The sequence below is a fragment of the Undibacterium sp. Jales W-56 genome (genome assembly GCF_025548535.1).
Classification (GTDB): domain Bacteria; phylum Pseudomonadota; class Gammaproteobacteria; order Burkholderiales; family Burkholderiaceae_D; genus Undibacterium.
This window is the reverse complement of record NZ_JAJLQW010000001.1, coordinates 1,059,424-1,071,898: the sequence shown is the minus strand read 5'-3', so window position 1 is coordinate 1,071,898 and position 12,475 is coordinate 1,059,424. Positions and strand designations below refer to the sequence as shown.

At 50.9% G+C, this 12,475-nt stretch carries 11 protein-coding genes and 2 tRNA genes; 8 read left to right on the top strand and 5 right to left on the bottom strand.

Translation table 11 applies throughout. From position 1 onward, the window contains the following. Window positions 1–125 precede the first annotated feature (125 nt). The 5 genes from pcp (at window position 126) to LPB67_RS04845 (ending at window position 3,837) form a co-directional block, all read left to right on the top strand. Entirely contained in the window at window positions 126–812 is a 687-nt protein-coding gene (gene pcp / locus LPB67_RS04865; RefSeq protein WP_262835920.1) for a pyroglutamyl-peptidase I, read from the top strand. A gap of 152 nt (window positions 813–964) precedes the next feature. After that, window positions 965–1,243, top strand: coding sequence for a DnaJ domain-containing protein (locus LPB67_RS04860; protein WP_262835919.1), 279 nt, complete (start codon window positions 965–967; stop codon window positions 1,241–1,243). Further along, entirely contained in the window at window positions 1,240–1,818 is a 579-nt protein-coding gene (locus LPB67_RS04855) for a hypothetical protein (protein ID WP_262835918.1), read from the top strand. The genes LPB67_RS04860 and LPB67_RS04855 overlap by 4 nt, the downstream gene beginning before the upstream one ends. 5 nt (window positions 1,819–1,823) lie before the next feature. Continuing rightward, window positions 1,824–2,588: a hypothetical protein gene (locus LPB67_RS04850; RefSeq protein ID WP_262835917.1), complete on the top strand. Its 765-nt coding sequence runs from the start codon at window positions 1,824–1,826 to the stop codon at window positions 2,586–2,588. A gap of 37 nt (window positions 2,589–2,625) precedes the next feature. After that, window positions 2,626–3,837, top strand: coding sequence for a hypothetical protein (locus LPB67_RS04845; protein WP_262835916.1), 1,212 nt, complete (start codon window positions 2,626–2,628; stop codon window positions 3,835–3,837). A 96-nt stretch (window positions 3,838–3,933) separates the two neighbouring features. Here the strand turns inward: LPB67_RS04845 and uvrB are convergent, their stop codons facing one another. Beyond that, on the bottom strand, window positions 3,934–6,051 hold the full coding sequence (gene uvrB, locus LPB67_RS04840) for an excinuclease ABC subunit UvrB (protein ID WP_262835915.1): 2,118 nt from the start codon (window positions 6,049–6,051) through the stop codon (window positions 3,934–3,936). Between the two features lie 121 nt (window positions 6,052–6,172). On the opposite strand from uvrB, the gene LPB67_RS04835 reads away from it, so the two are divergent. The 3 genes from LPB67_RS04835 to LPB67_RS04825 all read left to right on the top strand — a co-directional run bounded on the left by LPB67_RS04835 (window position 6,173) and on the right by LPB67_RS04825 (window position 7,729). Continuing rightward, entirely contained in the window at window positions 6,173–7,387 is a 1,215-nt protein-coding gene (locus LPB67_RS04835; protein WP_262835914.1) for an aromatic amino acid transaminase, read from the top strand. Between the two features lie 129 nt (window positions 7,388–7,516). After that, a tRNA-Asn gene (locus tag LPB67_RS04830) sits at window positions 7,517–7,592 on the top strand. Between the two features lie 61 nt (window positions 7,593–7,653). After that, window positions 7,654–7,729, top strand: a tRNA-Asn gene (locus LPB67_RS04825). Between the two features lie 152 nt (window positions 7,730–7,881). On the opposite strand, the gene LPB67_RS04820 is transcribed toward LPB67_RS04825, so the two are convergent. The 4 genes from LPB67_RS04820 to pheT form a co-directional block, all read right to left on the bottom strand. Beyond that, complete coding sequence (locus LPB67_RS04820) at window positions 7,882–8,745, bottom strand: class I SAM-dependent methyltransferase (RefSeq protein ID WP_262835913.1); 864 nt, start codon at window positions 8,743–8,745, stop codon at window positions 7,882–7,884. Between the two features lie 349 nt (window positions 8,746–9,094). Then, window positions 9,095–9,466, bottom strand: a complete 372-nt coding sequence (locus tag LPB67_RS04815; RefSeq protein WP_262835912.1) for a MerR family transcriptional regulator — start codon at window positions 9,464–9,466, stop codon at window positions 9,095–9,097. An 8-nt stretch (window positions 9,467–9,474) separates the two neighbouring features. After that, entirely contained in the window at window positions 9,475–9,888 is a 414-nt protein-coding gene (locus tag LPB67_RS04810; RefSeq protein WP_262835911.1) for an integration host factor subunit alpha, read from the bottom strand. A gap of 105 nt (window positions 9,889–9,993) precedes the next feature. Beyond that, window positions 9,994–12,420, bottom strand: a complete 2,427-nt coding sequence (gene pheT / locus LPB67_RS04805) for a phenylalanine--tRNA ligase subunit beta (protein ID WP_262835910.1) — start codon at window positions 12,418–12,420, stop codon at window positions 9,994–9,996. Between the last annotated feature and the right edge of the window lie 55 nt (window positions 12,421–12,475).

Here is a 12,475-nt window from a genome sequence, read left to right as displayed (position 1 = left end):
CAGACCTAGCCAGTTAGGCAAATAAGCAGTGATTGGATCAAAGGAGCTTAAACGTTGACTGCGTTTAAGCTCTTTTTGTTTGTTTTGGCATCAGCTTTATCAGTGCAACTTACAAGAAAATCTCCATGGACAAGAGCAAAGCCCTCCCAATACCTGTCTTAGTGACCGGATTCGACCCATTCGAGGATCAGGCCATCAATCCATCCTGGGAAGTCGCCAAGGCGCTGGACGGCTGGCAATACGGTGACGCTACCGTCGTGGCGCGCCAACTGCCCTGCGTATTTCACGAGGCCATCAACAGCCTGCAGCAAGCGATGGATGACATCAAGCCCTCGCTCATCATTTGCCTTGGACAAGCTGGCGGCAGAACGGATATCTCGCTGGAACGAATAGCGATTAATCTGGATGACGCCCGAATTCCGGATAACGCGGATCAGCAGCCGATTGACCAGGCTATCATTGCAAAAGCACCTGCCGCTTATTTTTCCAGCCTGCCGATCAAGGCCATCGTCCGTCAGATCAGCGGCGCAGGCATTGCGGCAGCCGTCTCCAACACCGCAGGCACCTTTGTCTGCAACCATGTTTTTTTCGGATTGATGCATATCATCGCGCAGAAAAATCGCAACGCCAGAACACGGCCACCGGTACGCGGCGGCTTCGTTCACCTTCCTTACCTGCCCGAACAGGTTTCTGCTTACCCGGGCACACCCAGCATACCCTTAGACGCCATGATCAAAGGCATACAGACCGCAATCCAAACTGCAATCGACGTCAAGACCGATATCGTAGAAACCGGCGGCCAACTCCACTAACTACCGGCCAATCACGAGGCGTATTCTCAGCCGAAACCCGGCTGAAAAAGGGTTGGCACAGTAAAAATGGTATGATGTAGGGTTATTTACCAGTGGTGATTTGTGGTGTCCTGCGGGACACATCGACATTCACCCACCCAACACGAGATTGCATGAAAGATTACTATTTTGTTCTTGGGATCGCGAGCACCGCGACACTAGCCGAGGTAAAAAAAGCTTTCCGTCAAAAGGCAGCTGAGTTCCATCCGGACCGCAACAACTCTGCCCTGGCGCCACAAAAATTCCACGATTGCAAAGAAGCCTACGACGTTTTATCCGATGAAGCAGCGCGTGCCGCTTACGATGAAAACCGTCGCCGTAATTTGCTCGACGATCCGCTGGAGACCGCCAGCGAGATCTGGAAAAATTATTTATCAGGAGTATTGCAGTGAAACTTTCCCAGTATTTTCAAGAACTCCAGTCGGTGTACGACTCAGAACTGGAAGATTTAACCAGCGACTCCGAAGGCAAGGATATCTTGCGGCATCGTCTGAAAGAAAAACGCGAACAAGTACCGTTTTTGCTGTCGATGATGAAAAGCAATCCCGAAATGGTTGCCGTCGCTTTTCACGACGCATTCAAATATCTGAATCCTTTAAAAATTGAATTGCTGCTCTCCAGGCCATTGAACCAACTGACGCCGTGGCCCGAGCTGTCCAAGCATCTGCGGCTGGAGCCGTGGGCCGAGAGCTTGAGCAAAATTGTGCTGCAACATGCCGACGGCGAACAATTCATGGTGATCGCTGCCGCACTCGAATATCTGAATAAAAGTAAACTGTCACGCGCCAACAGCCCCTCAGTGGCGGACGACGATCAGGATGAAGAGTCCGGGCAGGAAGACGATGGCGTACATGATGTGCACGGTGTGCGCAACGATATGGACGACGGCGACAGCGAAGATGGCTACGACCTCGAAGAAGCTGGCGCAGACTTTTTAGCAGAACAAGGTTTTGACCGTAAGGATTAAGCAAGATGGAAAATACAAAAATGCACTACCCGGCACTGATTGAAGCACAAAACCTGGTCAAAGTCGGCGACATCGTCGGCGCCGAATCGGCACTGGCCACACTGGCAGAAACCGAGGGTGACAAAGCCCTGGTCGCGGCGCTGGATGAATTCCCCGCCAAAGATTTACTCGCGATTATCCGCGAATACGATGCATCGAAAGAATCGCTGGTGAACCTGCTGGTGACGCCGGAACAATTCGCCCAGGCAGTCGTGCTGGAGCGTCGCTATGGCGACCAGACGCATGAGCAATTGCGCAGCATGGTCAACTCCGTGATCTTTCGCGAAGGTGGCGATCCGGCAGAATTCCTGTATGAGATTGCCGAGGTCGACGGCGGCTACGATGCGCTGGTCGATTACCTGTACGACCGGGTGGAAATGGTCGAGCATTTTTATCGCTATGCGACATTCGACCTGTTCCACTACGGCGACGATGCCAGGGTGCAGGCGATTGATGATGACCTGATGAATCTCAGCCGCGACGAAGAACCGCGCGGCGCCTCGTCCGACATGGCGAATCTGGTCGATCACGACTGGATGGAAGTCACCTATCTGCTGCGCTACGAACTGCCTGAAATTTTCCGTGAAGTGATGATGAAGCTGCGCGCCCGTTACAAAGCCAGCCTGCAATCCGCCGCGGCCGAATTGGCGGAAGACGATGAAGAAGATGAGCACGACAAGCCGAATAATGACGATGGCGACGACAAGGATGATGAAGAGTCTGCGCTGTAATGAAGCCAGCCTGCCAATGTTGACCCCACAGAATCCTATGTCAGACAGCTCATTCCAAGTCGCCACCTTAGACAATCGCCCTTTTTTTGAAAGTGCACTGCGCTACGGCGTGCAACAAGGCATCATCACGCCCGCCAAAATCAGCGCAATCGAAAATGAAGCACCCAAAGGCATGGTGCAAATCGCCGAAGCCTTTGGCAGTAAATACCTGCGGCCAGAAATCGATATGGCGCAAAAACGCATCGTCAATCTGGTCAGTCTGTATCTCAGGCAAAGCACCCAAGGCGATCTCGGCCTGGCCGCAAAAATGATCAGCGACAATACCTTTTTGACACTGTCACGCGGCGGCTCCGGCTTGCTCAAAGCCTTGTTCTCCCTGCCTGAATACGCTTTGCTCGGCAGGGAAGAAAAAGGCCGTGTCGAAGATTTTCTGGATATCTGGTCACGCAAAGAAGGCGACACCGATTACCTGAAGGTACTCGCCCAACGCCAGGCCAATGCGATTGAAATTGCGGCGGCATACTGGTTCGGCGAACAATTAGACGTCTCGCGCTCCTCGCTGCAAGAGCAAGATGCCGATGCCGGCTCAGTAATCCGCACCGCCATGCTGCTACGCATCTTGGGAAAATCCGACGAAACTTTAGTCAATCAAGTTGAGTTCGCCAAACTGGTCGATGCCGTGCGTAAAAAAGGCAAGGTCACTAAACGGAGCAAGAATACTCTCGATGCAATACCAGCCGATTATCAAGCGATTGCCGAGCGGATTGCGCAAGAAATTCATGCACATGATTTACCTAAAATCCTGAATCCGGATCTGCCCCTGGATACCGTGGTATTTGAACTCAAGGATCGCTATTTCATCCGCGATTACGAGATGGAAGACAGCGCCGAATACGATGCGCTGGTTTCTAAAGAATGGACCAAACTGACCAAAGGCAAGACCGACGTCTACGCCCTGCTTACCCTGTTTTTCTGCATCGCTGCAGGCGCCACACCGAAGACCGTGATCACCGAAGCCAACGCCAAAACCCTGGTCAAAAAAATCCGCAAAGACGGCTTCCACCCGGAACTCGCCATCGCGTTCATCAACAGCGCCGCTCCGCATGAAAAGCAGGAAAGCCTGTTAGAAGAATGGGACGATTTCGTACAAGAAGCCGACGCCTACCTGCTCGACGACTGGGACAACACCTTCAGCGGTGCGCTACGCTTTCTGGACAAGCATTGCGATATCGAGAAGCCGAAGAAATAAATTGATTTTTGGATTATCAAATTACATTCCGCAATATCTATGCGGCTTTCAGAGGTTTTTTGGCCTGCAAGCCGCATAAACACTGCGAAATCTATTTCAATTTTTAACATTCAGCGTCAGCACATTATCACTGCCGCCCGCGCCAAAGACCAGTTCCTTGACATGCGATAACTGATCGCGGACTTGGGCAGCTTTTTCGAACTCTAGATTTTTGGCATGGTCGAGCATGAGTTTTTCGAGGCGCTTGATTTCGCGGCTGATTTGTTTTTCGCTCATGACTTCGTAGCGCGCATGTTCTTGCGCTATTTCCAGTTCTTGCCTGGCTTCTTGCGGATTGTAGACGCCGTCGATCAATTCTTTGATGTGTTTTTTGATGCCGACCGGCGTGATGTTATTCGCCAGGTTGAACGCAACCTGCTTGGTGCGGCGGCGTTCTGTTTCGTCGATGGCGCGCCGCATCGAGTCGGTGATTTTATCGCCGTACAGTATCGCCATGCCGTTCAGGTTACGGGCGGAGCGGCCGATGGTCTGGATCAGGCTGCGTTCTGAACGCAAGAAGCCTTCTTTATCGGCATCCAGGATCGCCACCAGCGAGACTTCTGGAATATCCAGACCTTCGCGCAGCAAGTTAATGCCAACCAGTACATCGAAGGTACCGAGACGTAAATCGCGGATGATCTCAACCCGCTCTACCGTGTCGATATCGCTGTGCAGATAACGGACTTTGATACCGTTATCGCTCAAAAATTCGGTCAGTTGTTCCGACATGCGTTTGGTCAGCGTCGTGACCAAAACACGTTCATTTTTGCTGACGCGCAGCGTGATCTCGTTCATCAGATCATCGACCTGGGTCAAGGCGGGGCGCACTTCTATCATGGGATCGACCAAGCCGGTTGGCCGCACGACCTGTTCGACGACTTGATCCGCGTGCTGCTTTTCGTATTCAGCCGGCGTGGCGGATACGAAGACGGTCTGGCGCATCTTGCTCTCGAATTCGGCAAACTTGAGCGGGCGGTTGTCCAGTGCCGATGGCAGGCGGAAGCCGTAATCGACCAGATTGGTTTTACGCGCCCTGTCGCCGTTGTACATGCCGTTTAATTGTCCGGTCAGCACATGCGATTCGTCCAAAAACATCAGCGCATCGGCGGGCAGATAATCGACCAGCGTCGGCGGCGGATCGCCGGGCTTGGCACCGCTCAGATGGCGCGAATAATTTTCAATTCCTTTGGTAAAACCGATCTCCGCCATCATTTCCAGATCGAAGCGGGTGCGCTGCTCGATACGCTGCTCTTCGATCAGCTTATTTTCTTTACGGAAGAACTCAAGCCGCTCCCGCAGCTCTTCTTTAATCGTCTCGACCGCCCGCAATACGGTCTCACGTGGGGTCACGTAATGCGAACCGGGGTATACCGTGAAGCGAGGGATTTTTTGTTTCACACGACCGGTGAGCGGATCGAACAATTGCAGGTTGTCGATTTCATCATCGAACATGTCGACCCGCACCGCGAGCTCGGCATGTTCTGCCGGGAAGATGTCGATGGTGTCGCCGCGCACGCGGAAAGTGCCGCGGCCAAAGTCGATTTCATTACGCGTGTATTGCATCTGGATCAGGCGTGCAATGACCTCGCGCTGGCTGATCTTGTCCTTGGCGCGCAGGGTCAGGATCATCTTGTGATATTCGTTCGGGTTACCGATACCGTAAATCGCCGACACCGTCGCCACGATGACGACATCGCGCCGCTCCATCAATGATTTGGTGCAGGACAGACGCATCTGCTCGATATGCTCATTGATGGCGGAATCTTTCTCGATAAACAGATCGCGCTGCGGCACGTAAGCCTCCGGCTGGTAGTAATCGTAGTAACTGACAAAATACTCCACTGCATTACGCGGAAAGAATTCGCGGAATTCGCTATACAGTTGCGCCGCCAGGGTTTTATTCGGCGCAAAAATGATCGCTGGACGGCCGCTGCGCGCAATCACATTGGCCATCGTGTAGGTCTTACCAGACCCTGTCACGCCGAGCAGGGTCTGGAAAAACAAACCGTCATCGATGCCTTCAACCAGCTTGGCAATCGCAGTCGGCTGGTCGCCCGCAGGCGGAAATGGTTGATATAACTGAAACGGCGATTCTGGAAAACTCACAAACTTCGCCTCATCCAGAATACCGGCGTTGCTATTATTTTCAGCAGAAATTGTCGATGCTACAGCCATGAGTCGCTTACCTTTGTTAGAATGGATAGTTGAAATTTCAGGCATGACCAGATTGTTACCAATTGGCATTATTCCAACCTCACTGTCAGAAAATTGACGGCTAATTTTTCATATTATCACGATGAACGCTCCTGTTTCTTCCTCCCTGTTCTCCGCCATCGAAATGGCCCCACGCGACCCGATATTAGGCATCACCGAAGGCTTTAATGCGGACAAAAATCCGGCAAAAGTGAATCTCGGCGTTGGCGTCTACTACGATGACAACGGCAAAGTACCGCTGCTGGAGTGCGTCAAAAAAGCAGAAGCGATTCTGATGGAAAAATTTGCCCCGCGCACTTATTTGCCGATCGAAGGTCTGGCCGCATACGATAAAGCCGTGCAAGAACTGGTATTCGGCGCAGATAGCGCGGTTGTCGTAGAAAAACGTGCTCTCACGGCGCAAGCCATCGGCGGCACCGGCGCATTGAAACTCGGCGCGGATTTCCTGAAACGCTTCGCACCGGACGCACAGGTTTGGATCAGCGATCCTAGCTGGGAAAACCATCGCGCCCTGTTTGAATCGGCAGGCTTCGTGGTCAATGCCTATCCTTACTACGACGCGGTCACTAAAGGCGTTAATTTTGACGGCATGCTAGGCGCACTCACAACCATGGCAGAAGGCTCTATCGTGTTGTTACACGCTTGCTGCCACAATCCGACTGGCGCCGATCTGAACGATGCGCAATGGACGCAAGTGATTGAGGTAGTCACCCAGCGCAAGCTGATACCGTTCCTGGATATGGCTTACCAGGGTTTTGGCGATGGCATTGAATCCGATGGCAAAGTGGTACGTCGCTTTGCTGAAGCCGGTGGTGCGCTATTTGTCTCCAACTCTTTCTCCAAATCCTTCTCTTTGTACGGCGAACGCGTCGGTGCGCTGAGCATCGCAGCCTCGAGTGCAGAAGAAGCTGCGCGCATCATGTCGCAATTGAAGCGCGTCATCCGTACCAACTACTCGAATCCGCCAATCCACGGCGGCCAAGTGGTGGCCACAGTTCTGGCAACGCCGGAACTGCGTCAATTGTGGGAAGAAGAGCTGGCAGGCATGCGCGTGCGCATCCGTGAAATGCGCACGGCATTTGTTGCGAAACTCAAAGCAAAAGCACCTGCTCACAATTTTGACTTTGTGACGCAACAGCGCGGCATGTTCTCTTATTCTGGCCTGACCAAAGAGCAAGTAGAAAAACTGCGCGACAATAATTCCATCTACGCGGTTGACACTGGCCGCATCTGCGTCGCCGCGCTCAACAACCGCAATATTGATGCGGTGATCGACGCGATTGCCAAGGTACTCTGAGTTGTCATTGCTCAAAATATGAAAACGGAACACGGCTCCGTTTTCATATTTGCTGCGGGCTGAACAGGCATTTGCCAATAGAAAAATTTTGACAGCTCAGGTAAAAGCGCATATAATCTTTGTCTCTGTTCCCTGATAGCTCAGTCGGTAGAGCGACGGACTGTTAATCCGCAGGTCCCTGGTTCGAGTCCAGGTCGGGGAGCCACAGAATTCAAAGTACCCGCAGTATAAGTAAAAAGTTTAACGAAGATCATCATTTCTTCTATTCCCTGATAGCTCAGTTGGTAGAGCGACGGACTGTTAATCCGCAGGTCCCTGGTTCGAGTCCAGGTCGGGGAGCCAAGATATAAAGGCCTGATTAAATTTTAATCAGGCCTTTTTCTTTGTGTCGGCAGATCAGCCCAGCAAGTCCTTTAAGCGTCTGACATCCGACAAAAAGATCGCAATACAGGTGCTTGCTCTTGTTGCCGGTACCTCAAATCACTCAGCGCTTATCAGTCCGGCTTCACGAATCGCAAAGTAAAGCGGTCGCTTTCTCCTATCGCTGCATATTTTTCTCTATCCTTTGCCCCCTCGGCATAAGTCGGCGGCAAAGTCCAGACGCCTTTTGGATAGTCGCGGGTATCTTTAGGATTGGCGTTGATTTCACTTTTTGCCAGCAATGTAAATCCAGCCTGCTGCGCCAGGCTAATCACATAATCTTCCGGCAAATAACCTGAGTCTATAAGCTGCATATCCAGGTTTTTACCTGCTTTGGCGCGATGATCGATGACGCCCAACACACCGCCCGGTTTGAGGACATCAAATATGGCTTTGAACATGTTCGCCTCACTGTGGCCGGCAACCCAATTGTGAACATTACGGAAGGTCAGCACAAAGTCGGCGGAGTTTGCGGCTCCCAGCTGCGGTGCAGCAGGATCGAAGTTGATAACCTGCACTTTGCTATAGCGTTCTGGATCGGCTGCAAATTTCTTTTCCTGCGCAGCTTTAATCTTATTGTAATAAGCGATAGCTCCCGTTGATGCCTTGTTGCTACTTGCATTCGCAGCGATATACTGGCCGCGCTCTTTTAACAATGGAGCGAGAATTTCAGCATACCAGGCTGCACCGCCCGGCGTAATTTCGATAACTCGCGCATCGGCTCTTACGCCGAAAAATTCCAGCGTTTGCTTAGGATGACGAAATTGATCGCGGGCTCGGTTCTCGTCGGAACGCCAGCTTCCGCTGATTGCTTTTTCCAAGGGCTGGTCTGTTTCAGCCGCCATCAGACTGGAAGTTTGAACGGCGGCAAATAACATCCAACCGAGCGCGATAAGTCGGCCTAGTTTTTGTGGTGACTGGGATTTCATTGTATTCATTGATTCGCTCCAAATTCTTATTGACGGCGCTTGTGCGCATTTCTTCAAATAATTGTTTCGATTCAAAAAAATTAATTTTGACGAAATGCATCATACGACAAATTTGGTAGTCGCATCATTGTCCTGGCGATGTAACCAGGATCCAGGCTTGCCGTCGATGAAATTGGAACGCCTTGCGTACACTCGCGATGTCCTAGTGAACAGCCAAAGAACCTTAAGACTAATAAATCAGGCAAACAATAACGAAAGCCCGATAAAAAAACAGGCGACGATTGCATCATCAATCATCGCCTGTTGATCATGTTGAAGTAATGCTTTCAACAATATAAATTGAGCAGACTAATCAGCGTTAACGTTTCAGCAAATTCAATACGGCATGCAATTCATTGCGAATCTGCAAAAGATTGATCGGTGCTGCCTCTACATCAGCAATTTCATCATTGATTGCTGCATGCATGTTCAGTTTGTTGCGTGCGCCATTAATCGTGAATCCCTGCTCGTACAACAGCTCGCGAATGCGGCGTATCAGCAAGACTTCATGATGCTGATAATAACGACGATTGCCGCGTCGTTTTACTGGCTTCAGTTGAGTGAACTCTTGTTCCCAATAGCGCAGCACATGCGGTTTGACACCGCATAATTCGCTCACTTCGCCAATCGTGAAGTAACGCTTCGCAGGAATCGGCGGCAACACAAACGCGTCTAACTTGATTTCACTCATAAGGAAATTCAGGCAGCATGTGCAAGAGGTTGATTACCTACGGAGTCGACCATGCCTTTGAGCTTCTGGCTGGCATGGAAAGTCACGACACGACGTGCGGTAATAGGAATTTCTTCACCCGTTTTTGGATTACGTCCGGGGCGCTGAGGTTTGTCACGCAACTGGAAATTACCGAAACCGGACAACTTGACCGCCTCGCCTCTTTCCAGTGCATCGCGTATTTCGTCAAAGAAGGTTTCCACCATATCTTTGGCTTCACGTTTGTTCAAACCGACTTGTTCAAACAGGAGCTCTGCCAACTCTGCCTTCGTCAAAGTCGGCAATTCCTTTTCCGCTTGCGAGCGCGCCTTGGCTTCTCGCATCGCCCGATTCAAATCTGCATCGAGAACCGATTGCAGTTCTGCGGAAGTCAGTTCATTCATTATGTTTTTATCCTACCTACTGAAATTCAACCCGATCATTTTAAGCATCTATGCAAAATATGATCGTAATAATTTTTATTAATTCAACTGAGTTGCGCCGGATTGTTAACGTAACTTAGCAGAAAATTTAGCCGTTGCCGCTGCCAAAAAAGCCGCCATTGCTGCTTCGACTTTATCGTCTTGCAACGTACTTTGAGTATCTTGCAAGCTAAAGCGGAAAGCAAGACTTTTTTCATCGGATTCCAAGCCCTTGCCACGATATTCATCAAATAAAACAACGGCTTGCAAGATTTTACATGTTTCGTTATTAGCTGCTTCGTGATGGAATACATCAAGCAAATCTTGTGCCGCAACCGCCTGTTTTACTTGCAGGGCCATATCGCGAGTCACCATCTGGAATTTTGAAATTTCCTTATGAACGGGTAATTGAATTGCTTGCAAAGCCTGGGTATTAATTTCAAACACAACCGGCGCCAGAGGCAAATCATATTTTTGCTGCAAGCGAGGATGCAACTCACCGATCATACCGACGAATTGACCTTCACATTCTATGCTTGCCGAACGCCCCGGATGCAATGCCACGTGTTCAGCCTTAGAAAAACGCAATACTTTCGGCGCAAACAAGGCTTCCAGATCCGCTTTGACGTCGAAAAAATCAACATTGCGCGTCGCTTGACCCCATTGCTCATCTGCGACCGGGCCATAGGCCAATGCGGCAATACGCTTCGGCTGATCGTAGCCGGCGACGGTTAATGGGCCGTCAGGAATACTCGTATCGCGCAGGTAGACTGCACCAATTTCAAAAATACGAATGCGATTGATTTTACGATTCAGGTTGTAACGCGCATTAGCCACCAGACTACCGATCAGACCTGAGCGCATGACACTCATTTGACTGGCAATCGGATTCAATAGTTTAACCGGCGCATCGTTGCCGGCAAAATCTTTTTCCCATGCGGCCTCGACAAAGCTGTAATTGACGACTTCCTGATAATCGAGGTCGGCAATTTGACGGCGTAGCGTGAACAAAGAGCGATGATTCTCCGGCGCGATCAGCATGGCGTTTGCAGCAACTGGCGGCAAGGCCGGAATATTCTCAAAGCCGTACACGCGTGCGACCTCTTCGATCAAATCTTCTTCAATCTCTATATCAAAACGATAGCTTGGCGGCGTCACCAAAAATTCACCGGGGACCTGGGTAAAAGCCAATCCCAGGCGAGTAAAAATATCAGCGATTTGCGGATCATCCAGCGCGACACCAATGATTTTGACAGCACGCGCAGTACGCAAGCGCACTGCAGGACGTTGCGGCAAATTCACGGTCTGATCATCCACCGGACCAACCTTCACTTGCGCAGAACCACCGCAAATCTCGACGATCAATGCGGTGATGCGCTCGATATGCTCAACAGTAGTTGCATAATCAACGCCGCGCTCAAAACGATGTGCGGCATCGGTAGAAAAATTGTATTTACGAGCCCGGCCTTGTATCGATTGCGGCCACCAGAACGCCGCTTCAAGATAAATATTTTGCGTATCCAGGTTGACTGCGGTTGAGTCGCCGCCCATGATGCCGGCCAGAGACTCAATTTCTTTGTCATCTGCAATCACGCCAACCCACGGATCGATACTGACGGTATTGCCATTCAAGAGTTTTAGCGACTCCCCTGCTTTACCCCAACGCACATCCAGTCCGCCGTGAATTTTATCAAGATCAAATACATGCGTCGGACGTCCCAACTCCAGCATCACATAATTGGAAATATCAACCAATGCGGAAATCGGGCGCTGGCCGCTGCGCTCCAGACGCTGTTTCATCCATTCTGGCGTCGCCGCTTTCGCATTCACACCGCGGATGACGCGCCCGCTGAAGCGACCGCATAAATCCGGTGCAGAAATTTTTACCGGCAAGATTTCTTGCAAAGTGACCGCGACAGGATGAATTTGCGGGACGACTAAAGGTGTCCCAGTCAGCGCAGAAACTTCACGAGCCACACCCAGTACGGACAAACAATCGGCTTTGTTCGGCGTCAGCTTGATGGTAAATTTAAGATCATTCAGTTGATAATAATCGCGGAAATTCTGGCCGACCGGCGCGTCCGCCGGCAAATCCAACAGGCCGCCGTGATCTTCCGATAATTTCAATTCACGCGCGGAACACAGCATGCCTTGCGATTCGACGCCACGCAATTTACCGACCTTGATTTCAAATGGCTTACCATCTGCACCCGGCGGCAAGACGGCTCCGGCCATAGCGCAGGGCACCTTCATGCCGACGCGAACATTCGGCGCACCGCACACGATATTCAACAGAGTGCCGGTACCGACATCGACCTGGCATACATTCAGGCGGTCAGCATCTGGATGCTTGGCGATTTCGCGAATCTCGGCGACAACCACATTGCTAAAAGGTGGCGCGACCGCTTCCACTTCTTCGACTTCCAATCCTGACATTGTCAGTAAATGGGACAATTCATCCGAAGACATCTTCGGATCAACCATGGTGCGTAACCAGTTTTCAGAAAATTGCATAATTCAGCCGTGTAGAAATTCGACGATGAGTACGATTAACGTACCGTAAATGTGA

What these genes read in the sequence shown, in the direction of transcription:
- pcp (WP_262835920.1), top strand. Translation starts at nt 126, where the DNA reads ATGGACAAGAGCAAAGCCCTCCCAATACCTGTCTTAGTGACCGGATTC.
- LPB67_RS04860 (WP_262835919.1), top strand. Translation starts at nt 965, where the DNA reads ATGAAAGATTACTATTTTGTTCTTGGGATCGCGAGCACCGCGACACTA.
- LPB67_RS04850 (WP_262835917.1), top strand. Translation starts at nt 1,824, where the DNA reads ATGGAAAATACAAAAATGCACTACCCGGCACTGATTGAAGCACAAAAC.
- LPB67_RS04845 (WP_262835916.1), top strand. Translation starts at nt 2,626, where the DNA reads ATGTCAGACAGCTCATTCCAAGTCGCCACCTTAGACAATCGCCCTTTT.
- uvrB (WP_262835915.1), bottom strand. Translation starts at nt 6,051, where the DNA reads ATGGCTGTAGCATCGACAATTTCTGCTGAAAATAATAGCAACGCCGGT.
- LPB67_RS04835 (WP_262835914.1), top strand. Translation starts at nt 6,173, where the DNA reads ATGAACGCTCCTGTTTCTTCCTCCCTGTTCTCCGCCATCGAAATGGCC.
- LPB67_RS04820 (WP_262835913.1), bottom strand. Translation starts at nt 8,745, where the DNA reads ATGAATACAATGAAATCCCAGTCACCACAAAAACTAGGCCGACTTATC.
- LPB67_RS04815 (WP_262835912.1), bottom strand. Translation starts at nt 9,466, where the DNA reads ATGAGTGAAATCAAGTTAGACGCGTTTGTGTTGCCGCCGATTCCTGCG.
- LPB67_RS04810 (WP_262835911.1), bottom strand. Translation starts at nt 9,888, where the DNA reads ATGAATGAACTGACTTCCGCAGAACTGCAATCGGTTCTCGATGCAGAT.
- pheT (WP_262835910.1), bottom strand. Translation starts at nt 12,420, where the DNA reads ATGCAATTTTCTGAAAACTGGTTACGCACCATGGTTGATCCGAAGATG.